The organism is Aquaticitalea lipolytica (assembly GCF_014641635.1).
In the GTDB taxonomy this organism is placed as follows: Bacteria; Bacteroidota; Bacteroidia; order Flavobacteriales; family Flavobacteriaceae; genus Aquaticitalea; species Aquaticitalea lipolytica.
Genome location: NZ_BMIC01000002.1, coordinates 360,584 through 385,291 on the forward strand (window position 1 = coordinate 360,584; position 24,708 = coordinate 385,291).

Here is a 24,708-nt window from a genome sequence, read left to right on the forward strand (position 1 = left end):
ATTGATTTTTAAGTTAAAAATTTATCAAAAATAACAAATACATTAGTTAAATTGACCAAAAAACATATATTTGATATAGAATTTAATAAACAACTAATTAACAATACAACTATGCCATTATCAGCAAATAATCCAGATAGAACTTCGTGGTTACACGTTGGAAAAAATTCGGATTTCCCAATACAAAATATTCCATTTGGTGTCTTTTTAACTCGAGATGACATTATTACTATAGGAACTAGAATTGGTGATACTGCAATTGATCTTGGTGCTTTGCATCAATTGGGTTATTTTGATGGAATTCCTTTAACAGAAGATATATTTCTTCAGGATACTTTAAATGATTTTATTGCAGATGGTAGAAAAACCTGGAGAGCTGTTAGAAATAGAATTGCTCAAATTTTTGATAGTAACAATACAGCTTTAAAAAACAACATTAAACATAAAGAAAGAGTTTGTTTTAGATTAGATGAAATTGAAATGCAATTACCAGTACAAATTGGTGATTACACAGATTTTTATTCAAGTATAGAGCATGCAACTAATGTAGGTACTATGTTTAGAGATCCTGATAATGCTTTATTACCAAATTGGTTACACATTCCAGTTGGTTATCATGGACGTAGTAGTTCTATTATTCCATCAGGAATTCCAGTACACAGACCTCAAGGACAAACATTACCAAATGGTGCGACAGACCCAGTTTTTGGACCTTCAAAGTTGATAGATTTTGAATTAGAAATGGCTTTTATAACTACAGATGCTAACGATTTAGGAGAACCTATTCCTGTTTCAGAAGCTGAAGAATACATCTTCGGATTAGTTTTATTTAATGATTGGTCTGCACGAGATATACAGAAATGGGAATATGTACCATTAGGACCATTTTTAGCTAAAAACTTTGCTTCATCGATGTCTCCTTGGATTGTTACTCTAGATGCATTAGAACCTTTTAAAGTAGAAAGTCCTAAACCAATAAAACCTGTATTACCTTATTTACAGAGTAAAGGTAAAAAGAGTTACGATATTAATCTTGAAGTGGCAATTAGACCAAAAGATGCTAAAGAAACTATCGTTAGTAAATCTAACTTTAAATACATGTATTGGAACATGTCTCAACAATTAGCTCATCATACAGTTAATGGTTGCCCAGTAAACTCTGGAGATATGATGGGAAGCGGAACTATTTCAGGACCAACACCAGATTCATATGGCTCAATGCTAGAATTAACTTGGAGAGGAGAAAAACCAATTAAAATGAAAGATGGCACAGAGCGAAAGTTTATTAACGATTACGATACAGTAATAATGAGAGGTCATTGTGAAAAAGACGGAACTCGAATTGGGTTTGGTGAAGTCTCCACACAACTGTTACCAATTTATAATCCGAAAAAGAAAAAATAATTAATTGTCTAATTATCAAAATATTAACCCTCAGCTTTTTAAAATTGAGGGTTATTTTTTTGATTTGGCACACTAATTGGATTTTATACTATAATTAAATTTTTAAAAACCAGAACTTATGAAAAAATTTCTACTCTTTACAGTCCTTCTTTCAGTATTGGTATCCTGTAGTGGAAGAAAACAAATTGAAAAAGCACTGCATTCTGGTAATTACAACCAAGCAATACAAGATGCTTTAAAAAAACTAGAAAACAACAAAGACAAAAAGCGTAAACAAGATTATGTTATGTTGTTAGAAGATGCTTACGCAAAAGCAAATGAGCGCGATTTGCTTAATATTAAGCACCTAAAAAAAGATGGTAATCCAGAGCATTACAAAACTATTTACGATTTGTATTTAAATTTAAATGCTCGTCAGGAAGCTGTAAAAGCTGTATTGCCTTTACAAATTAATGGTAGAGACATAAAAATTAAGCTAAACGATTATACAGATGCTATAGTTGAATCACGAGAAAAAGTATCAGACTATATGTACGATAAAGGGTTGGATTTATTAGAATCTGATGATAAATATACTATTAGACAAGCTTATGATGTATTTAAATATATAGAGCGAATAAACCCTAACTATGAAGACACAAGAAGTCTTTTACAAGAAGCACATGAGCGTGGTACTGAGTTTGTTATTGTTACTATAGAGAATCAGACAAATCAAATAATTCCACGTCGTTTGGAAGATGATTTATTAAATTTTGATACCTATGGATTAAATCAGTTTTGGATTGTCTATCATGCAAACTCAAACCCACAAATAGATTATGATTATGCTATGCAATTGCAACTAAAGCGTATTAATATTTCGCCTGAAGAATTGCACGAAAAGCAATTATTAAGAGAAAAACAAATTGTTGATGGATGGAAATATCAGTTGGACGATGCAGGAAATGTGATGAAAGATAGCTTAGGTAACGATATTAAAATCGATAATATAGTAAATGTAAGAGCTCGCTATTTTGAATTTAACCAGTTTAAATCAACTCAGGTAATTGCAAATGTAGTTTATGTAGATCTAAAAACTAATCAGGTTTTAGATGCTTTTCCAATAGATAGTGAATTTGTGTTTGAAAACAGATTTGCAACAGTTAGAGGAGATGAACGCGCTTTAACCAATGAAGATTTAAACATAGTTAGAAATCGTCGAGTTCCATTCCCATCCAACGAACAAATGGTGTATGATACAGGCGAAGATTTAAAGATAAAACTCAAAAATATTATAACATCTTATCGAATGCGGAGAGGATAAAAAATAAAAACTCGCAAAGTAATTTGTGTGTTAACAACATAAAACTTACTTTTATGAATAACATTTAATAAAAAAACAAAAACATGGAAGGATATTGCGTAAAATGTAAGTCAAAAAAAGAGATGAAAGATGCTAAAGAAACTACAATGAAAAATGGTAGAAAAGCTATGAAAGGTAAATGCCCAACTTGTGGAACAGGAATGTTCAGAATAATGGGTAAAGCATAAGCAATCATTATCTTAAAAAAATTAAAAACTCCCAAAACAAATTTGGGAGTTTTTTTTATTCTAAAATATATCTAAGTTAAACAAACTTACTTAAATCTACCTCATTAATTGCTCCATGACTTGCATGTGTAACCACTACTCCATTTTTAATAATTAACAATTGAGGTGATTCATGTAGTACTTGAAACTTATAACCAGTTTCGTTAGACACCTCTCTGTAGTTTAACAAATCCAAATAATATAAATCTATATTAGCATCAATATCAAAAGCGTCTACAAACTGACTCATAACCATTCTACTAATTCCACAACGTGTAGAGTGCTTAAATATCGTTTGAGTTTTATCTTTCGATTTTTGTTCTATATCACTTAATTGATCTATACTAGTTAAAGCAATCCAAGGTAATACCTTCTCTTCTTTTGGCGTTGTATTGCTGTTAAATATCTTGTTTAAAAAACCCATAATTCGTATTTTATTTATTTAAGTCGCACAATCATTAAAATCTTACAATAAGACAAAAAGTCACTCTATTGCAGTGATTTAACGACATTTTGTCTTTAAAAATGTATTGGTAAGATAATTGACTTAACCTTTATGTAAAGAAAAAGAAATTGATTTCCTCTTACAAGGAAATAACGTAAATAAAATCATATGAATTTTAATAATTATACTATAAAATCGCAAGAAGCCATACAGCAAGCACAACAGCTTGCTCAAAGTTATGGTCATCAACAAATAGAAAACGAACACCTCTTTAAGGCTATTTCTGAAGTTGATGAAAACGTATTACCATTTATTCTTAAAAAACTAAATGTAAACGAATTAGTATTACAACAAGCATTAGATAAGCAACTAGAAAGTTTTTCAAAAGTGTCTGGTGGAGACATCATGCTCTCACGCGAAGCTGGCAAAACGCTAAACGAAGCTTCAATTATAGCAAAAAAAATGAACGATGATTATGTGTCTATTGAACATTTAATTCTTGCTGTATTAAAGTCTAATAGTAAAATTGCACAAATGCTAAAAGATCAAGGTGTAACTGAAAAAGATTTAAAAGCTAGTATTAATGAATTACGCAAAGGCGATAGAGTTACTTCACAAAGTCAAGAAGAAACTTACAACTCACTTAATAAGTATGCAAAAAACCTAAACCAATTAGCAAAAGACGGAAAACTAGATCCTGTAATTGGTCGTGATGAAGAAATTCGTAGAATACTTCAAATTTTATCGCGTAGAACAAAAAACAACCCAATACTAGTTGGTGAGCCAGGTACAGGTAAAACTGCTATTGCTGAGGGTTTAGCGCATAGAATTGTTGATGGCGATGTCCCTGAAAATTTAGTTGACAAACAAATTTTCGCACTAGATATGGGAGCGTTAATCGCTGGAGCAAAATACAAAGGCGAGTTTGAAGAACGTTTAAAAGCAGTTATAAAAGAAGTTACTGAAAGTAATGGTGACATCGTACTCTTTATTGATGAAATTCATACACTTGTTGGAGCTGGTGGTGGACAAGGCGCAATGGATGCAGCAAATATTTTAAAACCTGCATTAGCTCGTGGCGAACTTCGTGCAATTGGTGCTACAACCTTAGATGAGTATCAAAAATATTTTGAAAAAGATAAAGCACTAGAGCGTCGTTTCCAAAAAGTAATGGTCAACGAGCCAGATACCGAAAGTGCGATTTCTATACTTCGTGGAATTAAAGAAAAATATGAAACACATCATAAAGTTCGTATAAAAGACGAAGCTATCATTGGTGCTGTTGAACTTTCAGAGCGATATATAACCAATCGCTTTTTACCAGATAAAGCTATTGACTTAATGGATGAAGCTGCTTCTAAATTACGAATGGAAATCAATTCAAAACCTGAAGAGTTAGACGTTTTGGATAGAAAAATTATGCAATTGGAAATAGAGATTGAGGCTATAAAAAGAGAAAAAGATGAAACAAAACTGAAATCGCTTCGTTCGGATTTAGCAAATTTAAAAGAAGAACGTAATGAGATTAATGCAAAGTGGAAAAGTGAGAAAGAAGTTGTAGATAATATTCAAACTGCAAAAGCAAATATTGAAGATTATAAACTTGAAGCAGAACGTGCTGAACGAGAAGGTGATTACGGCAAAGTAGCGGAATTACGTTATGGGAAGATTAAAGAAGCGCAAGAGCATTTAGAAAAACTTCAAAAAGAGTTGCAAAAAAATCAAAATGAAAGCTCTTTAATAAAAGAAGAAGTAACTTATGAAGATATCGCTGAAGTAGTTGCAAAATGGACAGGAATACCTGTAACCAAAATGATACAAAGCGAACGTGAGAAGCTTTTAAAACTTGAAGATGAGTTGCACAAACGCGTAGTAGGTCAAGAAGAAGCTATTGCAGCTGTAAGTGATGCTGTAAGACGTTCTAGAGCAGGATTACAAAACCCACAAAAACCTATTGGTACATTTTTATTCTTAGGAACAACTGGCGTTGGTAAAACAGAGCTTGCTAAAGCGTTGGCAGAGTATTTATTTGATGATGAAAACGCAATGACCAGAATAGATATGAGTGAATACCAAGAACGACATGCAGTTAGCAGATTAGTTGGTGCACCTCCAGGATATGTTGGTTATGATGAAGGAGGTCAACTCACTGAAGCAGTTCGAAGAAAACCATATTCAGTTGTTTTATTAGATGAAATTGAAAAAGCTCATCCAGATACGTTTAATATTCTATTACAAGTACTAGACGAAGGTCGCTTAACCGATAATAAAGGTCGTGTTGCAGACTTTAAAAACACAATTATTATTATGACTTCTAATATGGGAAGCCAAATAATACAAGAGCGTTTTGAAGCTACTAAAGATATTGAATCTGCAATTGAAGCTGCGAAAGTAGATGTCCTTGCACTATTAAAACAAAGTGTAAGACCAGAATTTTTAAACAGAATTGATGATACTATAATGTTTACACCTTTAAGCCAAGCAAATATTACTGCTATTGTAGGCTTACAATTAAAAGGAGTAACCAAAATGTTAGCACAGCAAAACATTACATTCGATGCAACTAAAGAAGCAATTGAGTATTTAGCAAAAAAAGGCTATAATCCAGAATATGGAGCAAGGCCAGTAAAACGAGTAATACAAAAAGAAGTGCTTAACGCATTAAGTAAAGAAATACTATCAGGTAAGGTTACAACAGATAGTATAATATTACTTGATGAGTTTAATGATAACCTAGTGTTTAGAAACCAAAGTGATTTGGTGACTAAATAATTAGTGTGGTTGGTTAGTTTGAGAGCAGCGAGAGTCTTTTTAAGATAATCGCTGCTTTTTTTTGTAACATTTTTATAATATTACTCACCTATATAAAAACTAAAAACAAATTATGAGAAAATTACTTTACATTTTTGCTTTAAGCATCACATCACTTTTTCAAATGCAAGCGCAAAAATTAGAAAAATCATTGCTTTGGGAAATTTCAGGTAATGGTTTAGAAAAATCTTCATACTTATTTGGAACAATTCATATGACATGCGACGCATCTTTAGATGATAATATCAAAATAGCATTAGACAATACAACACTTTTGGTTTTAGAATTAGATATGGATGATCCTAATATGCAAACGGAAATGATGAAAGGTATTTACATGAAAGATGGAAAAACCATAAAAGATTTGGTAAATGAAGAAGATTATGAGCTTTTAGGAGCATTTTTAAAAGAAGAAATTGGAATGCCAATAACTATGGTAGGAAATATAAAGCCATTCTTTTTAACAGCTATGATGTACCCAAAACTACTTAACTGTACTGTTCAATCATTTGAAAATGAGCTTATTAAAGTAGCACACGAACAAGAAGAAGAAGTTTTAGGTTTAGAAACTATTGAAGAGCAGCTAAATGTGTTTGAAGCTATTCCTTATGAAGATCAAGTAACAGATTTATTGCGTTCAGCTAAAGATAATATGGCTTACGATAAAGAAACATTTCAAAAAATGCTAGAATTATATGATGCTAAAGATTTAGAAGGACTCAACACAATGATGATGGAAGACAAAAACTTAAGCACAACTAAGCATAAAGATGTTATGTTAGACAATAGAAATGAAAACTGGATTGAAAAAATTGAAGGTTTCTCAAAAAAGCAAGCCACTTTTTTTGGTGTTGGAGCTGCCCATTTACCTGGAGATAATGGTGTAATTAATTTATTACGCAAAAAAGGATATACAGTAAAAGCTGTTTTATAAAAAATAATATTATATCATAAAAAGTTAAAAGCCTCTTAAAATGAGGCTTTTTTGGTGTTAAAAATCAAATAAAAACAATAAATGAGCGTTTTTTCATTAAATTAATGAGATATTAAAATTCTCACATTTAAGCAATTAAAAAAATAATGGTTTCTTTTCGATAAAATGCACCCCAAATAATCGCATTTCATTTTTTAAAACAAACCGTTTGTCGTATTTTTGATACATCTTAACCTACATTTATTATGAATATTAACGCATATATAGACCATACCCTATTAAAACCCACCACAACAGAAAGAGATATAATCGATTTATGTAATGAAGCAAAAAGATTTCAATTTTATTCTGTCTGTGTTAATAGTAGCTATATTCCTTTAGCTAAACAATTATTATCAAAATCATCAGTAAAAATTTGTTCTGTAGTTGGTTTTCCTCTTGGAGCAATGTCTACTGCATCCAAAGTTTTTGAAGCTCAAAAAGCTGTACATGATGGTGCAGGTGAGATAGATATGGTTATTAATATAGGCTTCTTAAAAAGTAAAAACCACGTGGCTGTTCTAAAAGATATTACAGACGTTAAAATGGCTATTGGCAGAATACCTCTAAAAGTTATTTTAGAAATAAGTGAACTCTCTAAAAACGAAATTGTTAAAGCTTGTGAAATTTGCTTAGATGCCAAAGTCGATTTTATTAAAACCTCTACTGGTTTTTCTAAAAGTGGTGCAACTTTAACTGCTGTAAAAATTATTAAGAAAACAGTAAGAGACAGAGCTAAAATAAAGGCTTCAGGAGGTATTAAAGACCTTGAAACAGCTCAAAAATATATTGATGCTGGCGTAAGCCGAATAGGCACTTCATCTGGTGTTGCTATAGTAACTAATAAAACATCTGTTGCTAAATATTAATTTTTATCTTTATGATAAATTAATTTATTAGCATGAGTGTACATATTAATGCCAAAAATGGCGATATCGCTGAAACTATTTTACTTCCTGGCGACCCTTTAAGAGCCAAATGGATAGCAGAAACATTTTTTGAGAACCCAGTTTGTTTTAACGAAGTTAGAGGCATGTATGGCTATACAGGCACTTATAATGGCAAACAAATTTCAGCTATGGGAACAGGAATGGGAGTTCCAAGCATTTCAATTTATGCACACGAATTAATCACCGAATTTGGAGTAAAAAACCTTATAAGAGTTGGTAGTTCTGGTTCTTACCAAAGCCATGTAAAAGTTAGAGATATTGTGCTTGCTATGGCTGCTTCTTCAACCTCTGGTGTTAACGAATTACGCTTTGGAGGAGCTGACTTCGCTCCTACTGCAGACTTTAATTTATTTTTAAAAGCTGTTGAAATTGCTAAGTCTAAAAAAATTGAACTTAAAGGAGGAAATGTACTAACAAGCGACGAGTTTTATGCTGATGAGTTTGAATCTTACAAAAAATGGAGCAAATTTGGTGTGCTTTGCGTAGAAATGGAAACTGCAGGATTATATACTGTAGCAGCAAAACATAATGTAAGTGCTTTAAGCATCCTTACCATTTCAGACTCTTTGGTAACTGGCGAGCGCACTACGAGTAAAGAACGAGAAACCACTTTTAAAGATATGATACGAATAGCTCTAGAATTAGCTTAGACTATATGATAAACATCTCTGATTTAATTCAACTGCAAAATATAGAGATAAGGCATCAACCTGAACTAAAATTGTTGATGAAACGTATTTATCCTCCTGCATATAAATCATTTTGGAACAATGAAGACTGCAGTTGGTACCTCAATAAAATGTATGATATAGAGAATTTTTCACTTGAATTTTCAGAACAAAACAGCCATTATTATTTTATCATATACAATTCAAAAAAAGTTGGCATTTTAAGGTTGCAACATGATAAACCTTTAGTAGACTTCCCTGATAAAAAAGCCACTTATTTACATCGAATATATCTAGGCGAAGAAGCTCAAGGCAAAGGTGTTGCTAAACAAATAATGGATTGGACAGAATCTAGCGCAAAACTAAAAGGTAGTGAACTTATTTGGCTTAAAGCTATGGATACACAATCGCAAGCACTACGCTTTTATGAAAAACATGGGTTTTCTATTAGCAATACAACTGTTTTAGATTTTGAGCTCATACACAAACACTTAAGAGGAATGAATATTTTATATAAATTTCTAGACGATAAATAATTCTGTATATTTATTTTTTTAATTATCAATCAAAATGAAACACTTACAAATACTCGCCATTGCATTACTCTTTGTTTTTAATGTAAATGCACAAGAAAAAGCTAAAAACAATAGTGAAACTACAGTAACAACGTATTATTTTATTCGTCATGCAGAAAAAGACAGGACAGATAAAACCGATAGAGATCCACACTTAATAGACATTGGATTAGATAGAGCTGAACAATGGAATGCTATTCTAGCAAATATTAAGTTTGATGCTGTTTACTCTACTAACTACAACAGAACAAAAGAAACTGCGCAGCCTACAGCTACAAAAAATAATCTTGAGATAACACTTTACGATCCAAGAGGTATAGATAATGCTGAAGGGTTTTTAAATGATACTAAAGGAAAAACGGTTCTTGTTGTTGGACATAGTAATACTACTCCAGCCTTTGTAAATGCTGTTATTAAGCAAAAAAAATATCAAGATATCGATGACAATAATAATGGTAATATATACATTGTTACAATTATTGATGGTAAAATTTCTGATACTGTTTTAACTATTAATTGACAGTAACTTCTTTAAGCTCAATTTTAGATAATAATTCAAGCTTATTATCAATAAACTGCTTGTCTAACTCTTCAAGTTTTGAAGTATTATCTTTTGGTTTGTAATTGTTATAATCTACAAATCTAATACCTTTAACATAGCGTTCATTATAGGCTTCTCTAAATCGTAATCCTTTACCATCATCTTCATTATAAGAATAGGCTAGATAATCAACTTTACTTGTTACTGTATTAACCAAATACATAAAAACATCTTCAAAATCTTCTCCTCCACCTTCTTCATTAAATGTGACTTTTATTTTATGATACGATTTGCCTTTTATATCAACCTCATTAACATAAGTTTTATTTACAGCCTTTCCATCCAAACCATAAGGTAAAACAGCAAAATAATGCACAGAATTTACTGATGCAGAATATTTTGTAGCCATTGAATCTGGAAGATTTACTAAACTTTCATTAATATACCTATCTAACCCATTATTACTCAAAACATCTCTGATTTCACCTATTGAGTCTAAAAAAACACGCTCTAACTTAAATTTTCCACCTAGTCGTGTTGCCTTATAATTAATATCTCTAAAGTTAAATTCTATAACTGAAGTATCTATTTTATGACCTCCTGAAACCTGAATAGATTCATCTATAATTTTATTAGCATTAATAACTTCTGTTTTGTTGTCATTACAGTTAAATAGTAAAAAAGATAAAAGCAGAGTAATAAAATATTTCATGTTTATTGTTTTTCTGAATATAGTCGTAAAACTATCAATTACTTTTCGTTTCCATTTAAAAAGTTATCTTAATTTATTTACCTTTGACCTCCATGCAAAAAAACATCAATATACTAAACAAAAAAGCACGTTTTGCCTATGAAATATTAGACAAATATACTGCTGGCATTGTACTTACAGGAACAGAAATTAAATCGATTAGAAGTAGTAAAGCTTCAATTGCCGAAAGTTTTTGTGAGTTTAATGATAAAGGTGAGTTGTTTGTAATAAACATGACTATTGAAGAGTATGCATTTGGTAACTATTACAATCACAGACCAAAAGCAGAACGTAAATTACTCCTCAATAAAAAGGAGCTAAAAAGTCTTCATAAAGACATACAAACCAAGGGCTTGGCCATAATTCCGTTACGATTATATATTAATGAAAATGGATATGCCAAATTAGAAATTGCTTTAGCAAAAGGAAAAAAACTTTTCGACAAAAGAGACACTATTAAAGATAGAGACAACAAACGAAATCTTGATAGGATTAAAAAAATATACAAGTAATTTTAAGATTGCTATAACAACTTGTAAGATTTTTTATAATTATGTTTGATTAATCTTAGGCAACTATTTGTCAAAAAAATGCGTCTATAGATATATAACCATACAATTATGACAAAATCTTTATTAATTATTCTTATTGGCTTAATTAGCTTCTCATCGTTCTCTCAAATTAACGGAATCGTTAAAGACAATAAAAACCAAACACTTCCTTTTGTAAATATATATGTAGAAAATACATATATAGGCACTACTAGTAATGAAGAAGGTAATTATGAGTTAAACATTAGAAAAGCAGACACTTACACTATAGTTTTTCAGTTTTTAGGATATAAAACAGTAAAGAAAACTGTTAAAATTGAAACATTTCCATATACTTTAGATGCAATTTTAGCTGAAGAAGAAATTTCACTTAATGAAGTAGTAGTTAACTCTAACGAGAATCCAGCTAATAAAATAATTAGAAAAGCTATAGAGTTTAGAAAATCTAATCTTGAAAAAATAAATTCGTATAAAGCCGATTTTTACTCTCGAGGATTAATAAGAATTAAAAATGCACCTGAAAAAATATTTGGTCAAGATATTGGTGATCTTGGAGGAGGGTTAGACTCAACGAGAAGTGGTGTTATTTACTTATCTGAAACGATTTCAAAAATTGAATTTTTAAGACCCGACAAACTTAAAGAAAAGATAACAGGCTCTAAAGTAAGTGGTGATGATAGTGGTTTTAGTTTTAATACTGCTATAGATGTAGATTATAATTTTTACGACAATACTATAGAGCTTGGCAATCAGATCATATCTCCAATTGCAAACAATGCTTTTAGTTACTACAATTATAAATTAGATGGTATTTTTTATGATGATAAAGGTAACCTCATCAATAAAGTTACAGTAATTCCTAAAAGAGAAAACGACCCTATTTTTGCAGGAACCATATACATTGTAGAAAACCAATGGACTATTTATGCTCTAGAACTTGATATAACAGGCACACAAGCTCGAATACCTGCAGCAGACGTTATAACTATAAAACAAGACTTCTCATATTCAGAAACAGATAAAGTTTGGGCTAAAATATCTCAAAAAATAGATTTTAAATATGCTATTTTTGGTATTAAAGGTGATGGTCGTTTTACAGCAGTTTATAGCAACTATATTTTTAATCCAGAAATAACAAAAAAAGAGTTTGGTAGAGAAATAGTGGCTTTTGAAGACAATGCCAATAAAAAAGATTCAACATTTTGGCAAGCTATTCGTCCTGTACCATTAACAGATGAAGAGATCACAGACTACATAAAAAAAGATAGTATTCAGGTGGTACGCGACTCTAAAACCTATAAAGATTCTATTGATAGAGTAAATAATAAGTTTAAAATTGGCAAGCTCTTTTCTGGTTACAATTACAGTAATACTTATAAAAACTGGAATGCAGGAATAACATCTCCAATTTCAACTTTCACATTCAATACAGTACAAGGTTGGAATGCTAATATTAGTGCTTACTATCGTAAAAACTATGACGAATACAAACGCTATTTTTCTCTTAGTGGAACAGTAAACTATGGCTTTAGTGATGATAGGTTAAGAGGAACCCTTGCCGCTACTTATAAATTTAATAATATTAGTAGACCTTTTTTAACTATTTCTGGAGGTATAACTACACAACAATTTAATGCAAGCGAGCCAATATCAAGATCTCTAAATAGTGGTTTTTCTTTATTCTCAGAACAAAACTATATGAAAATATATGAAAATAGTTTTGCTCAAATTGCCTATTCTAATGAATTATTTAATGGCTTCCGATTAAACTCTAGTATTAGTTATCAAAACAGAAAAGCGTTATTTAATACTACAGATCAAGCTTGGTATCCAAAGGACAACAGAGAATATACAAGCAATAACCCATTAGATGATACAGCATATGGTATTGCTCCATTTAATAATCACACTATTTTTAAATTAGATATTAGTGGTCGAATTAATTTTGATCAGGATTATATGAGCTATCCTGATAGCAAGTTTAATATTCCAAACGGCAAGTATCCAACTCTAATTTTAGGTTATGAAAAAGGATTCTCATCATCTATTTCAGATTATAATTTCGATCAGATTAAGGGTAGGTTAACACAAAGCTTTAATATTAGAGACAAAGGTCGTTTTCAATACAACTTAAAAGCTGGACAGTTTTTTAATGCCGATAATATTGCTTTTATGGATTACCATCATTTTAATGGTAACCAAACACACTTTGGTGAAGGTTCATATTTAGATGTTTTTAACAATCTCCCATATTACTCTATGAGTACAAATAAATCGTATGTAGAGCTTCATGCAGAGCATGATTTTAATGGGTTTTTGTTAGGAAAAATTCCACTTATCAATAAGCTTAATTTTAACCTTATTGCTGGAGCTCATTTTCTATCAACGCCAGATAACAAGCCTTATCAAGAATACACAATTGGGATTGACAATATTGGTTGGGGGAAATTTAGATTTTTACGTATAGATTATTTACGCTCATACCAAAGCGGATTTCAAAGCGATGCTATTATTTTTGGTTTAAAATTCTTTTAGATGAAGTATGATAAAATCAATTCTGAGGTAAACTAATTTTTATCTTCTAGTAAAGGCACAAATCGAAATTCACCAAACTCGTGTTTTTCAAATTCTTTAGGTCCTTTTCTTATAAAAAGAGTCATTATTTGAATATCATCACCAACTGGAATAACTAATCTACCTCCAATTGCTAATTGGCTTAATAATGGTTTTGGCACAAAAGGAGCTCCTGCGGTTACTATAATACTATCAAAAGGCGCTTCTTCTTTTAGTCCCTTGTATCCATCACCAAAAATGAGTTTTTTAGCTCTATACCCTAATTTTGGCAGAAATTTACTCGTAATTTTAAATAGTTCTAATTGCCTTTCAATACTATAGACTTTTGCACCAAGTTCACATAGTACAGCAGTTTGATAACCACTACCTGTTCCTATTTCTAAAACTTTATCACCATTTTTTATGTTCAACAACTCCGATTGAAAAGCTACAGTATAAGGTTGAGAAATTGTTTGATTTGCAGCTATTGGAAACGCTTTATCTTGATAGGCATGATCTAAAAAACCTGAATCCATAAATAAATGGCGAGGAATTTTACCTATTGCTTTTAAAACCTGTTCGTCTTTTATCCCTTTATCTTTAACAACAGCTACAAGTTGCTGTCTTAATCCTTTATGTTTAAACGTGTCTTTCAATGGTTAGTTAGATTTGTTGCTAAATTAATTCAAACATTATTAAGTACAAATTTTAATGCTCAAAGTTTGGAGTATTTTCAATTTTATAAAACTAAAATCTTATTTTTGTTGAAAACGATATATAATGCTAAAAGCTGGTGTACTTGGTGCTGGTCATCTAGGAAAAATTCATTTAAGACTTCTTAATCAATCTAATAAATATAACCTCATCGGGTTTTATGATGCTGATGAAGTTAATGCAAAAAAAGTTGAAGCTGAGTTTGGTTACAAATATTTTAATACCATTGAAGCTTTAATTGATGCTGTAGATGTTGTAGATATTGTAACACCTACACTTTCTCACTATGATTGTGCAAAGCAAGCCATTTTAAAAGGTAAACATATATTTATTGAAAAACCTATTACAAATACCGTTGAAGAAGCTGAAGCTATTAGAACTTTAGTTGCAGAACATAATGTAAAAGGACAAGTAGGACATGTTGAACGATTTAATCCTGCGTTTAAAGCAGTAAGAGATCAAATTACAAATCCGATGTTTATAGAAACACATCGTTTGGCAGAGTTTAATCCTCGTGGCACTGATGTTCCTGTGGTTTTAGATTTAATGATACACGATATAGATATTATCTTAAGCGTCGTAAAATCGAAAGTTAAACATATATCAGCAAGTGGAGTTTCGGTAATAAGTGACACTCCAGATATTGCCAATGCACGTATTGAGTTTGTAAACGGTTGTGTAGCTAACTTAACAGCAAGTCGTATTTCTTTAAAAAACATGCGTAAAACAAGATTTTTTCAAAAAGACGCATACATTTCTGTTGACTTCCTAGAAAAAAAATGTGAAGTAGTTAAAATGAAAGATGCTCCTGAAAATCCTGGTGATTTTGATATGGTTTTACAAAATGCGGAAGGTGTGAAAAAGCAGATTTATTTTGATAATCCAGAAGTAGCAAATAACAATGCTATTTTAGACGAGCTAGAAACTTTTGCAGATGCTATTAACACAAACACAAAGCCAATTGTTACACTGCATGATGGTACAGAAGCATTACGTGTAGCAACAATGATAATTGATCAATTTTAAATACATTATAATATTAACAGATTTCCATCTACAAGGAAATAAAAAAACAAAATTTCAATGAAAAACGTCGCAGTTATAGGAGCAGGAACTATGGGAAATGGTATTGCGCATACCTTTGCACAAAGCGGATTTAAAGTACAACTTATTGATATAAGTGAAGCATCTCTAAAGAAAGGAATGGATACCATTTCTAAAAATTTAGACAGAATGGTCGCTAAAGAAGCTATTACAGAAGCTCAAAAGCAAGAAACATTAAACAATATAACCACTTTTACAGATGTTACTGAAGGTGTAGAATATGCTAGTCTAGTTGTTGAAGCAGCTACCGAAAACATCGATTTAAAACTAAAAATATTTAAGCAATTAGATAAAGATTGCCCAGATGATACCATTTTAGCAACTAATACGTCTTCAATTTCAATAACACAAATTGCAGCTGCTACTTCAAGACCAAGTATGGTTATTGGAATGCATTTTATGAATCCAGTACCAATTATGAAACTGGTAGAAATTATTCGTGGTTATAATACAAGTGATGAAGTAACCAAAACCATAATGGATATGTCAAAATCTTTAGGAAAAATTCCTGTTGAGGTTAATGATTATCCTGGGTTTGTAGCTAATCGTATTTTAATGCCAATGCTTAACGAATCCATTGAAACACTTTATAATGGTGTTGCAGGTGTTGAAGAGATAGATACTGTTATGAAGTTAGGAATGGCTCATCCAATGGGACCATTACAGCTAGCCGATTTTATTGGCTTAGACATTTGCCTTTCTATATTAAATGTAATGTATGAAGGATTTAAAAACCCAAAATATGCACCTTGTCCATTACTAGTTAATATGGTTCGTGCAGGTAAATTAGGTGTTAAATCTGGCGAAGGTTTTTATGACTATTCTCAAAGCAAAAAAGCTGAAAAAGTAGCGAAACAATTTTTAAAGTAAACAGTCGCAGTCGCAATTTTCAGTTCTGAGACTTTAAACTGAGACTGAATACTAAAATTATGGCAAAAATAATCCCATTTAAAGCAGTTCGTCCTACAAGAGACAAAGTAAGTCTTGTGGCAGCTCGTTCGTATCAAAGTTATACTAAAGAGCAGTTAGAATCTAGATTAAGGGATAATCCATTTTCTTTTTTACAAATAGTAAATCCAGGTTATAGATATGATAAAGAGATTTCTGGTGAAGCTCGTTATAATTTAGTCCGAAATAGATATTTAGAGTTTAAAGAAGATGATATTTTTGTGCAAGATAATACTGCTTGTTTTTACGTTTATAAAATTGTAGATAGAGATAAACAAGAATTTAACGGTATTGTAGCTGCGGCAAGTGCTGAAGATTATGAAAAGGATATTATTAAAAAACATGAAGATACAATTGAGTATCGTGAAATCATTTTTAAAGAGTATTTAAAAACAGTAGGCTTTAATGCTGAACCTGTACTTCTCACCTATCCTGATAATAATATTATTGCAAAAATAATTGAGAATACTCAAAAACATAGAGCCGAATTTGAGTTTACTACTACTTATAGAGACACTCATTATCTATGGAAAGTTGAAGATAAAAAAACTATAGCAACCATATCAGCTGAGTTTGAAAAAATGAAAACTATCTATATAGCTGATGGTCATCATCGTTCTGCTTCTTCATACCTACTTTATAAAGATTTAAAAGACGCAAATCCAGATCATCATGGAGATGAAAACTATAATTTTTTTATGAGCTATCTTCTTCCTGAATCTGATTTAAGAATTCATGAGTTTAATAGAATTGTTAAAGATTTAAATGGATTAAGTAAAGAAGAGTTTTTAATTCAATTAGATACCATTTACAGAATTGAGAATAGAGGATTACATCCATACAAACCATCTAAAAAACATCATTTTAGTATGTATTTAGATGGAGAATTTTATTCACTTTATCTTCGTAAAACAAGCTATGATATTGAAACATCGTTAGATGCTTTAGACTCTCAAATACTCTACAAAACCATTTTAAAACCCATTTTAGGAATTGAAGATTTGCGTAACGATCACCGAATATCGTACATAAATGGAAAGAAAGATATTGTTAATATTAAAAGTAGTGTTGATTCTGGTGAATATGTAGTAGGTTTTGGTATGGTTCCTGTTGATATAGAAGAAATGAAGCAAATCGCAGACGATGGCTTAAAAATGCCTCCTAAGAGCACTTTTATTGAACCTAAATTGCGAAGTGGAGTAACTATTTATGAATTTTAAAATGTCTATTCAACAAAACCTTAACCAAATAAAATCTACCTTACCAGAGCATGTTACATTAGTTGCTGTGTCTAAAACCAAACCTGTAAGCCAGATTATGGAAGCTTATTCAGCTGGTCATCGCATTTTTGGAGAGAACAAAATCCAAGAAATGACTGAGAAGTTTGAAGTTATGCCTAAAGATATTGAGTGGCACATGATTGGTCATGTACAAACCAACAAAATAAAGTATATGGCCAACTTTGTAAGTTTAATACATGGCGTAGATAGCTTTAAATTACTTAAGGAAATAAACAAACAGGCACTTAAAAACAATAGAATAATAAATTGCTTGCTTCAAATAAAAATAGCTGATGAAGACAGTAAATTTGGAATGTCTGCTACTGATGCTTCAAAAATTATTCAATCTAAAGAATTTTCAGAATTAAAAAACGTTTGTGTAGTTGGTGTTATGGGAATGGCTACATTTACAGAAGATCAAAAGCAAATTGAAAGAGAATTTAAGTTACTTAAATCTACTTTTGATGAATTAAAGGCAATACAAACAGAAAACTGCAAATTACAAACTATTAGTATGGGAATGAGTGGAGACTATCCTTTAGCTATAGAATGTGGAAGCACAATGGTACGTGTTGGAAGCAGTATTTTTGGTGAACGAAATTATTAAATTATAAAATTACACTTTTATTTACGCAATACTCGACATAGAAACCACTGGCGGAAAGTACAATGAAGAAGGAATTACTGAAATTGCAGTCTATAAATTTGATGGACACAAAGTTGTTGATCAATTTATAAGCCTTGTTAATCCAGAACGCGAAATTCAACCTTTTGTAGTTAATCTTACTGGTATAAATAGTAATATGCTTCGTAATGCACCTAAGTTTTTTGAGGTTGCTAAACGTATAGTTGAAATTACTGAAGATTGTATTGTTGTTGCACATAATTCACAATTTGACTACAGAATATTACGTACAGAATTTAGACGTTTAGGTTTTGAATTTAAACGCAAAACCTTATGTACTGTCGATTTAGCTAAAGAACTTATTCCTGGTCAAGATTCATATAGTTTAGGTAAACTAACACGTGCTTTAGGCATTCCTGTGAGTGATAGACACAGAGCAGCAGGAGATGCAATGGCAACAGTTAAGTTATTTAAAATGCTGCTTGATAAAGATTTGAATAAAACTATTGTACAAGACTCAATTAAATCTGAGCCAAAATATAAAATGGCTCCAAATTTAAAAACCATAGTAGAGGAGCTTCCAGCTTTAACAGGCATTTATTATATGCATGATAGCTATGGCAATATAATTTATATTGGTAAAAGCAAAAACATTAGAAGTAGAGTCAATCAACACTTCACAAATACAAATAACAAATCAAAAAAAATTCAACTACAGGTAGCAGCTGTAACCTATGAAACAACAGGTAGTGAATTAGTTGCATTATTAAAGGAAAGTGAAGAAATAAAGCGTAACAAACCTATACATAATAGAGCATTACGAAGAACATTATTTACTCATGCACTATATAGTTTTGTTGATGAAAATGGATATATTAATTTAAAGATTGATAAAGCCGATGGTAGAAAAAAAGCTATTACAACCTTTGCAAATAGGCAGAGCAGTAAGAGTTTTATGTTTAAAGCGGTAGATGATTATCAATTATGCCAAAAACTAACTGGACTATATAATACAAAAACGAGCTGTTTTAAGTATGACATCAAAGAATGTTTTGGAGCCTGTGTTAATGAAGAAGATCCAGAGTTATATAACGAACGTGTATATAAATTAATTGAAAAAAATAGTTATGAAAATCAGCACATGGCTATTATTGACAGAGGTCGAGAAGTTGATGAACGCAGTGTGTTACTTATTGAGAATGGTGTTTTTAAAGGTTTAGGTTTTTTCAATTTGAATTATCAAATTACAAATATTGAAGTCTTAGAAAATTTAATAACTCCAATGGAAAACAACAGAGATACTCAACACATCATTCAAAATTATATTAGAAAGAATAAAAATCTTAAAATCTTACAGCTAAAAAAATGAAGCAACTATACCTCTTAGCTATTCTACTAAGTTCATCAGTTTATTCTCAATTTAACTCAAAAGGGCTAGATGTTACCAAGTTTGACATAGAAACAAATATATATACTAAAGACTCTACAGCTAACGCACTAATAATTTACGAAACTGGTAATAGCTATATTGATAAAAACACTTTTAAACTTGTAACTGAGGTTAAAAGAAAACTCAAAATTTTAAATAGAAATGGATTTGATAAAACAACTATAACTATACCTCTTTATAAAAATGATAAAAACAGTGAAAAAATTTCTGAAATAAGAGCTACTACTTATAATTTAGAAAATAATGACATCACTAAAACCCAACTTGAAAGAAAAGATATTTTTGAAGAAAATTATAACGATAGGTATACATTATCAAAATTTACTTTCCCAAACATAAAGGAAGGCTCTGTAATAACATATAGCTACACAATAGAATCTCCTTTTATATATAAATATAAAGGATGGGAGTTTCAAGATAACATTCCAAAACTTTATAGTGAGTATAATACTAGCATACCAGGTAATTATGAATATAGCATTAAATTAGTTGGTCTTCAAAAATTAGACACGCACGATCAAAAACTTGTAAAAAATTGTTTAAGTGCTTTTAATGGTGGTACTGCAGACTGTACAAAAACTGTTTACGCAATGAGTAATATTCCTGCATTTATTGACGAGGAATATATGACAACTAAAGATAATTATTTATCAAGAATTGAATATGAACTTAAAGTGTTTAGAGGTTTTGATGGTACTGTAGACAATATTACAAAAACTTGGAAGGATACCGACAAAGAATTAAAATCAGACGAAAATATTGGGCGACAATTAGGAAAAAAAACAAACTTAGATGGCTTACTTGCAAACGTATTTACTGACAAATCTAATACATTAATAAAAGCTAAAGAGATTTACCAATTTGTTCAAGATAACTATACTTGGAATGAGGAATATAAAATTTTTAATGATGTCTCTGTAAAAGATTTAATAAAGGAAAAATCTGGCAATGTTTCAGAAATAAACATTTTACTTTATAATATACTCGAAGAAAATGAAATTAATGTTAAACCAATATTGTTATCAACTAGAAACAATGGTTTACCAACAAAATTATATCCCGTAATTTCAGAATTTAATTATATAATAGTTCAGGCTACTATAGATGGTAAAACTTATTTATTAGATGCAACAGATAACTATTTAAGTTTTGGAGAGCTTCCATATAGATGCTTAAACCAATATGGTCGTTTGTTAGACTTTAAAAATGGAAGTGAATGGATTGATATTGAAGCAGATAAAACTTCAACGACACAGTATTTAGTAGATTTACAAATATCAGATGATAATAAAATTAATGGAACAATTAAAACAAAGTATGTTGGATATCCTGCATTATTAAAAAAGAAAAAGTACTTTGAAAACCCAACAGAGTATATAGATAACTATGCCGATATACAGACTTCAATAACTGTTTTAGACCACGAAGTTTATGTGATTAATAAAAATGATGATGAATTTTCTGAATCATTTAAAGCTGAGTTTGATGACAGTAGTATTAATAGCGATAATGTTTATTTAAACCCTTTTATTTTTAAATTTTTTAAAGAGAACCCATTTAAGCTTCAAGAACGAACTTACCCAATCGATTTTGGTTATAAAAACTCATTTTTATATAGTATGCAACTAGATTTAGGTGACAAATACGAAGTAATTGACATGCCAAAAGAAATAAATGGAGTACTTCCAAATAATACTGGAGAAATTATTTTTCAAACCAAAGTTGATGATGATAAACTCTTACTCTTTTTTAAAGTGACACTAAAAGAAAGTTTATATGATGCAGCCTATTATGACGCATTAAAAATGTATTTTGGAAAAATACTTGATGTGCAAACAAATTCATTAATTGTGTTAAAGAAAAAATAGCTAATCTTTTAGTACATTTGAGTATATGGGCGAAAACAAATCAAATATTACTACTTCAAAAAAAATCAAATGGTTTTTTTTAAAAGTGAAAATTAATTTTCTAAAATTAATTGATCTTCTGTTTTTAAAAAAACGTGAGTTAAAGCCTTGGCAAAAAAAACTACACGAAATAATTTTTGGTGCAGATACTCGATTAGGAAAGTTATTTGATATAGTTCTATTTTATGTAATTATAGCTAGCATTGTATTAGTAATGTTAGAAAGTGTTCAAGAACTAGATGCAAAATACAATCTATTGTTTAAAATATTAGAATGGACAATTACAGTTTTATTTACAGTAGAATATATAGCTCGAATCATTACTATAAAGAATCCAAGAAGGTACGTTTTTAGTTTTTACGGAATTATAGATTTATTATCAACCATTCCAATGTATTTATCATTTTTTATAGCAGGCACTCATTCATTGGTAGCTTTACGAGCTTTAAGATTGTTACGTGTTTTTAGAATTTTAAAATTAACACGTTACATTGGAGAATCGACCAATTTTGTAATTGCATTAAAAGAGAGTCGTGCAAAAATTGCCGTATTTATATCCTTTGTGGTCATTGTCTGTATTATTTTAGGTACCATCATGTATCTAGTAGAATCCCCAGAAAGTGGATTTACAAGTATTCCTGTTAGTGTGTATTGGTCTATAGTTACATTAACAACAGTTGGATATGGTGATATTTCACCTGCTACACCATTAGGTCAACTAATAGCATCAGCAATAATGATATTAGGTTATGGAATTATTGCAATACCAACAGGAATAGTTTCTGCTCAAATGGCAAAAAATGACCATCAGCAACATACAAATGATATAGACTCTTGTCCAAATTGCTTGTTTGACAATCACAGCTCAGGTGCAAAATTTTGTAGTAAATGTGGACATAACTTAGATGAGTAATAAGTATTTAATAAGTATTGTAGGTCCAACTGCTATTGGAAAAACAGCGTTGAGTATTAAATTAGCTAATCACTTCAATACCGAAATAATCTCTGCAGATTCTAGACAGTTTTTTAAAGAGATGAGTATTGGCACAGCTGCTCCTACTCCTACTGAACTTGCTTCAGCAAAGCATCATTTTATTCATCATAAATCAATTGAAGATGATTATAATGTAGGTGCTTTTGAAAAAGATGCCATTTTTTTACTAAACGATTTGTTTAAAACCACAAACATAGTTATAATGGTTGGTGGTTCTGGTTTATATACAGATGCTGTTACAAAAGGCTTAGATGATTTTCCTGAAATCGATTCAAGTATTAGACAAACACTAAACAAACAACTACAAAGCGAAGGGCTAGAGCATCTTCAAAATGAGCTTAAAAAACTAGACCCAAAAACTTACAACTCAATAGCAATTGATAATCCACATAGAGTTATTAGAGCTTTAGAGGTTTGTATAGGAACAAATAAACCATACTCTTCATTTCTTAATAATAAGAAAACCGAACGCAATTTTACAACAATATCTATTGGTTTAACTGCTGATAGAGAGATTATATATAATCGCATAAATAAGCGAGTTGATTTAATGCTAAATGATGGGCTTTTAGAAGAAGTAAAGCAATTATTACCAAAACAGCAATTAAACGCTTTAAATACTGTGGGTTACAAAGAGTTATTTAAATACTTAAATAATGAATGGACATTAGATTTTGCAATATCTGAAATTAAAAAAAATACACGTCGATTTGCAAAGCGTCAACTAACTTGGTTTAAAAAAAATAAAAACACTATTTGGTTTGACTACACAACAAATACTAATGATATTGTGAAAGTTATAGAAAATTACAGTAGGTAAAATCGTATAACAAATTGGTAGTAAATTCAAAAATAATTAAAAAAAGCCTGTATTTGAATTAATTAACACTACATTTGTCGCTAATTAATTTTTTAATATTTATTATGAATAAAGGTACAGTAAAATTCTTCAATGATGCTAAAGGTTTTGGTTTCATTACAGAAGAAGGAAACAACAAAGAGCATTTTGTGCACATTTCTGGTTTAATTGATGAGATTCGTGAAGGTGATGAAGTAGAATTCGAATTAACAGAAGGAAAAAAAGGATTGAACGCAGTAAACGTTAAAGTTATTTAATATTTCGCTTAAACTTTTTAAAAAGTAAAAAGCCTATCAAAATTTGATAGGCTTTTTTTTATTTCTACTTTGTTTGGTCGTTTACTACTAACCTGAATCCTTCTCCATGTATATTTAAAATCTCAACATTTTCATCTAATTTTAAATATTTTCTCAATTTAGCAATATATACATCCATACTTCTAGACGTGAAGTAATTATCGTCTCTCCATATTTTTGTTAATGCCAATTCTCTAGGCATTAAATCGTTTTCATGTAATGCTAATAAACGTAATAACTCATTTTCTTTAGGCGATAATTTTACTGCATCACCTCCTTTATATTTTAAAAATCTAAGTTTTGAGTTTAAATCGAAACCTCCAATTTTAAATTCAAATTGCTTACTGTCTGCAACAGTATCAGTAGCTTTTCGATTAATTATAGCTTTAATTTTCATTAATAACACTTCACTATCAAAAGGTTTATTAAGATAATCGTCTGCTCCTACTTTATATCCTTTTAAAACGTCTTCTTTCATCGCTTTTGCAGTAAGAAATATAATTGGCACCTCAGCATTTTTCTCTCTAATTTCTTTAGCTAATGTAAATCCATCTTTATAAGGCATCATAACATCTAAAATGCATAAATCATAATCATCCTTTTTAAATTTTTCGAAACCTTCCATACCATTTTTTGCATGTACAACATCATAGTCATTCATGTTTAAATAGTCTTTTAAAACTGTTCCAAAATTTGGATCGTCCTCTACTAATAAAATTTTCTTATTTTGCTCTTCCATA

Annotated in this window: 24 protein-coding genes; 20 read left to right on the plus strand and 4 right to left on the minus strand. The window is 30.4% G+C overall.

Translation table 11 applies throughout. The features are described from left to right. Positions 1–111: 111 nt before the first annotated feature. The 3 genes from fahA to IEW41_RS08520 all read left to right on the plus strand — a co-directional run bounded on the left by fahA (position 112) and on the right by IEW41_RS08520 (position 2,934). Positions 112–1,404 carry a fumarylacetoacetase gene (gene fahA, locus IEW41_RS08510; protein ID WP_188605919.1) on the plus strand — a complete coding sequence of 431 codons (1,293 nt, stop codon included), beginning with the start codon at positions 112–114 and terminating at the stop codon, positions 1,402–1,404. A gap of 118 nt (positions 1,405–1,522) precedes the next feature. Then, positions 1,523–2,707: a hypothetical protein gene (locus IEW41_RS08515; RefSeq protein WP_188605920.1), complete on the plus strand. Its 1,185-nt coding sequence runs from the start codon at positions 1,523–1,525 to the stop codon at positions 2,705–2,707. 83 nt (positions 2,708–2,790) lie between these two features. After that, positions 2,791–2,934: a DUF5679 domain-containing protein gene (locus IEW41_RS08520; RefSeq protein WP_188605921.1), complete on the plus strand. Its 144-nt coding sequence runs from the start codon at positions 2,791–2,793 to the stop codon at positions 2,932–2,934. Positions 2,935–3,010: 76 nt separating this feature from the next. On the opposite strand, the gene ytxJ is transcribed toward IEW41_RS08520, so the two are convergent. Further along, positions 3,011–3,397 (minus strand): bacillithiol system redox-active protein YtxJ, encoded by a 387-nt coding sequence (ytxJ, locus tag IEW41_RS08525; RefSeq protein ID WP_188605922.1) that lies wholly within the window; start codon positions 3,395–3,397, stop codon positions 3,011–3,013. Between the two features lie 189 nt (positions 3,398–3,586). Between ytxJ and clpB the strand changes: the two genes are divergently transcribed. The 6 genes from clpB (at position 3,587) to IEW41_RS08555 (ending at position 9,915) form a co-directional block, all read left to right on the plus strand. Beyond that, entirely contained in the window at positions 3,587–6,190 is a 2,604-nt protein-coding gene (gene clpB, locus IEW41_RS08530) for an ATP-dependent chaperone ClpB (protein WP_188605923.1), read from the plus strand. A gap of 112 nt (positions 6,191–6,302) precedes the next feature. Next, a complete protein-coding gene (locus IEW41_RS08535) occupies positions 6,303–7,163 on the plus strand; it encodes a TraB/GumN family protein (RefSeq protein WP_188605924.1) in 861 nt (286 codons plus the stop codon). 245 nt (positions 7,164–7,408) lie between these two features. Further along, complete coding sequence (gene deoC, locus IEW41_RS08540) at positions 7,409–8,071, plus strand: deoxyribose-phosphate aldolase (RefSeq protein WP_188605925.1); 663 nt, start codon at positions 7,409–7,411, stop codon at positions 8,069–8,071. A 32-nt stretch (positions 8,072–8,103) separates the two neighbouring features. Then, complete coding sequence (gene deoD, locus IEW41_RS08545) at positions 8,104–8,802, plus strand: purine-nucleoside phosphorylase (RefSeq protein ID WP_188605926.1); 699 nt, start codon at positions 8,104–8,106, stop codon at positions 8,800–8,802. Between the two features lie 5 nt (positions 8,803–8,807). Beyond that, entirely contained in the window at positions 8,808–9,356 is a 549-nt protein-coding gene (locus tag IEW41_RS08550; RefSeq protein ID WP_188605927.1) for a GNAT family N-acetyltransferase, read from the plus strand. A gap of 34 nt (positions 9,357–9,390) precedes the next feature. Continuing rightward, complete coding sequence (locus IEW41_RS08555; RefSeq protein WP_188605928.1) at positions 9,391–9,915, plus strand: SixA phosphatase family protein; 525 nt, start codon at positions 9,391–9,393, stop codon at positions 9,913–9,915. Here the strand turns inward: IEW41_RS08555 and IEW41_RS08560 are convergent. Next, positions 9,908–10,648, minus strand: coding sequence for a DUF6503 family protein (locus tag IEW41_RS08560; protein ID WP_188605929.1), 741 nt, complete (start codon positions 10,646–10,648; stop codon positions 9,908–9,910). The genes IEW41_RS08555 and IEW41_RS08560 overlap by 8 nt on opposite strands. A 92-nt stretch (positions 10,649–10,740) precedes the next feature. Here IEW41_RS08560 and smpB point away from each other — a divergent pair, with 92 nt between their 5' ends. Next, positions 10,741–11,199 carry an SsrA-binding protein SmpB gene (smpB, locus tag IEW41_RS08565; RefSeq protein ID WP_188605930.1) on the plus strand — a complete coding sequence of 153 codons (459 nt, stop codon included), beginning with the start codon at positions 10,741–10,743 and terminating at the stop codon, positions 11,197–11,199. A 108-nt stretch (positions 11,200–11,307) separates the two neighbouring features. Further along, positions 11,308–13,773, plus strand: coding sequence for a DUF5686 and carboxypeptidase regulatory-like domain-containing protein (locus IEW41_RS08570; RefSeq protein ID WP_188605931.1), 2,466 nt, complete (start codon positions 11,308–11,310; stop codon positions 13,771–13,773). A 32-nt stretch (positions 13,774–13,805) separates the two neighbouring features. Here the strand turns inward: IEW41_RS08570 and IEW41_RS08575 are convergent, their stop codons facing one another. After that, complete coding sequence (locus IEW41_RS08575) at positions 13,806–14,447, minus strand: protein-L-isoaspartate(D-aspartate) O-methyltransferase (protein WP_188605932.1); 642 nt, start codon at positions 14,445–14,447, stop codon at positions 13,806–13,808. Positions 14,448–14,571: 124 nt separating this feature from the next. Between IEW41_RS08575 and IEW41_RS08580 the strand changes: the two genes are divergently transcribed. The 9 genes from IEW41_RS08580 to IEW41_RS08620 all read left to right on the plus strand — a co-directional run bounded on the left by IEW41_RS08580 (position 14,572) and on the right by IEW41_RS08620 (position 23,929). Continuing rightward, positions 14,572–15,531: a Gfo/Idh/MocA family protein gene (locus IEW41_RS08580; protein WP_188605933.1), complete on the plus strand. Its 960-nt coding sequence runs from the start codon at positions 14,572–14,574 to the stop codon at positions 15,529–15,531. Positions 15,532–15,588: 57 nt separating this feature from the next. Next, entirely contained in the window at positions 15,589–16,479 is an 891-nt protein-coding gene (locus IEW41_RS08585) for a 3-hydroxyacyl-CoA dehydrogenase family protein (protein WP_188605934.1), read from the plus strand. A 59-nt stretch (positions 16,480–16,538) separates the two neighbouring features. Beyond that, positions 16,539–17,777 (plus strand): DUF1015 domain-containing protein, encoded by a 1,239-nt coding sequence (locus IEW41_RS08590; RefSeq protein ID WP_188605935.1) that lies wholly within the window; start codon positions 16,539–16,541, stop codon positions 17,775–17,777. Position 17,778: 1 nt separating this feature from the next. Further along, entirely contained in the window at positions 17,779–18,444 is a 666-nt protein-coding gene (locus tag IEW41_RS08595) for a YggS family pyridoxal phosphate-dependent enzyme (RefSeq protein ID WP_188605936.1), read from the plus strand. Between the two features lie 19 nt (positions 18,445–18,463). After that, positions 18,464–19,831: an exonuclease domain-containing protein gene (locus IEW41_RS08600; RefSeq protein ID WP_188605999.1), complete on the plus strand. Its 1,368-nt coding sequence runs from the start codon at positions 18,464–18,466 to the stop codon at positions 19,829–19,831. Further along, positions 19,828–21,780: a DUF3858 domain-containing protein gene (locus IEW41_RS08605; protein ID WP_188605937.1), complete on the plus strand. Its 1,953-nt coding sequence runs from the start codon at positions 19,828–19,830 to the stop codon at positions 21,778–21,780. The genes IEW41_RS08600 and IEW41_RS08605 overlap by 4 nt, the downstream gene beginning before the upstream one ends. 91 nt (positions 21,781–21,871) lie before the next feature. Next, positions 21,872–22,732, plus strand: a complete 861-nt coding sequence (locus IEW41_RS08610) for an ion transporter (protein WP_229660200.1) — start codon at positions 21,872–21,874, stop codon at positions 22,730–22,732. After that, on the plus strand, positions 22,725–23,633 hold the full coding sequence (gene miaA, locus IEW41_RS08615) for a tRNA (adenosine(37)-N6)-dimethylallyltransferase MiaA (protein WP_188605939.1): 909 nt from the start codon (positions 22,725–22,727) through the stop codon (positions 23,631–23,633). The genes IEW41_RS08610 and miaA overlap by 8 nt, the downstream gene beginning before the upstream one ends. Before the next feature lie 104 nt (positions 23,634–23,737). Then, positions 23,738–23,929: a cold-shock protein gene (locus tag IEW41_RS08620; protein ID WP_188605940.1), complete on the plus strand. Its 192-nt coding sequence runs from the start codon at positions 23,738–23,740 to the stop codon at positions 23,927–23,929. 64 nt (positions 23,930–23,993) lie between these two features. On the opposite strand, the gene IEW41_RS08625 is transcribed toward IEW41_RS08620, so the two are convergent. After that, positions 23,994–24,707, minus strand: coding sequence for a response regulator transcription factor (locus IEW41_RS08625; RefSeq protein WP_188605941.1), 714 nt, complete (start codon positions 24,705–24,707; stop codon positions 23,994–23,996). Position 24,708: the final 1 nt, after the last annotated feature.

What these genes read in the sequence shown, in the direction of transcription:
- IEW41_RS08620 (WP_188605940.1), top strand. Translation starts at nt 23,738, where the DNA reads ATGAATAAAGGTACAGTAAAATTCTTCAATGATGCTAAAGGTTTTGGT.
- fahA (WP_188605919.1), top strand. Translation starts at nt 112, where the DNA reads ATGCCATTATCAGCAAATAATCCAGATAGAACTTCGTGGTTACACGTT.
- IEW41_RS08515 (WP_188605920.1), top strand. Translation starts at nt 1,523, where the DNA reads ATGAAAAAATTTCTACTCTTTACAGTCCTTCTTTCAGTATTGGTATCC.
- IEW41_RS08605 (WP_188605937.1), top strand. Translation starts at nt 19,828, where the DNA reads ATGAAGCAACTATACCTCTTAGCTATTCTACTAAGTTCATCAGTTTAT.
- IEW41_RS08555 (WP_188605928.1), top strand. Translation starts at nt 9,391, where the DNA reads ATGAAACACTTACAAATACTCGCCATTGCATTACTCTTTGTTTTTAAT.
- deoC (WP_188605925.1), top strand. Translation starts at nt 7,409, where the DNA reads ATGAATATTAACGCATATATAGACCATACCCTATTAAAACCCACCACA.
- IEW41_RS08580 (WP_188605933.1), top strand. Translation starts at nt 14,572, where the DNA reads ATGCTAAAAGCTGGTGTACTTGGTGCTGGTCATCTAGGAAAAATTCAT.
- IEW41_RS08535 (WP_188605924.1), top strand. Translation starts at nt 6,303, where the DNA reads ATGAGAAAATTACTTTACATTTTTGCTTTAAGCATCACATCACTTTTT.
- clpB (WP_188605923.1), top strand. Translation starts at nt 3,587, where the DNA reads ATGAATTTTAATAATTATACTATAAAATCGCAAGAAGCCATACAGCAA.
- smpB (WP_188605930.1), top strand. Translation starts at nt 10,741, where the DNA reads ATGCAAAAAAACATCAATATACTAAACAAAAAAGCACGTTTTGCCTAT.
- IEW41_RS08595 (WP_188605936.1), top strand. Translation starts at nt 17,779, where the DNA reads ATGTCTATTCAACAAAACCTTAACCAAATAAAATCTACCTTACCAGAG.
- IEW41_RS08560 (WP_188605929.1), bottom strand. Translation starts at nt 10,648, where the DNA reads ATGAAATATTTTATTACTCTGCTTTTATCTTTTTTACTATTTAACTGT.
- miaA (WP_188605939.1), top strand. Translation starts at nt 22,725, where the DNA reads ATGAGTAATAAGTATTTAATAAGTATTGTAGGTCCAACTGCTATTGGA.
- IEW41_RS08625 (WP_188605941.1), bottom strand. Translation starts at nt 24,707, where the DNA reads ATGGAAGAGCAAAATAAGAAAATTTTATTAGTAGAGGACGATCCAAAT.
- IEW41_RS08520 (WP_188605921.1), top strand. Translation starts at nt 2,791, where the DNA reads ATGGAAGGATATTGCGTAAAATGTAAGTCAAAAAAAGAGATGAAAGAT.
- IEW41_RS08550 (WP_188605927.1), top strand. Translation starts at nt 8,808, where the DNA reads ATGATAAACATCTCTGATTTAATTCAACTGCAAAATATAGAGATAAGG.
- ytxJ (WP_188605922.1), bottom strand. Translation starts at nt 3,397, where the DNA reads ATGGGTTTTTTAAACAAGATATTTAACAGCAATACAACGCCAAAAGAA.
- IEW41_RS08590 (WP_188605935.1), top strand. Translation starts at nt 16,539, where the DNA reads ATGGCAAAAATAATCCCATTTAAAGCAGTTCGTCCTACAAGAGACAAA.
- IEW41_RS08570 (WP_188605931.1), top strand. Translation starts at nt 11,308, where the DNA reads ATGACAAAATCTTTATTAATTATTCTTATTGGCTTAATTAGCTTCTCA.
- IEW41_RS08585 (WP_188605934.1), top strand. Translation starts at nt 15,589, where the DNA reads ATGAAAAACGTCGCAGTTATAGGAGCAGGAACTATGGGAAATGGTATT.
- deoD (WP_188605926.1), top strand. Translation starts at nt 8,104, where the DNA reads ATGAGTGTACATATTAATGCCAAAAATGGCGATATCGCTGAAACTATT.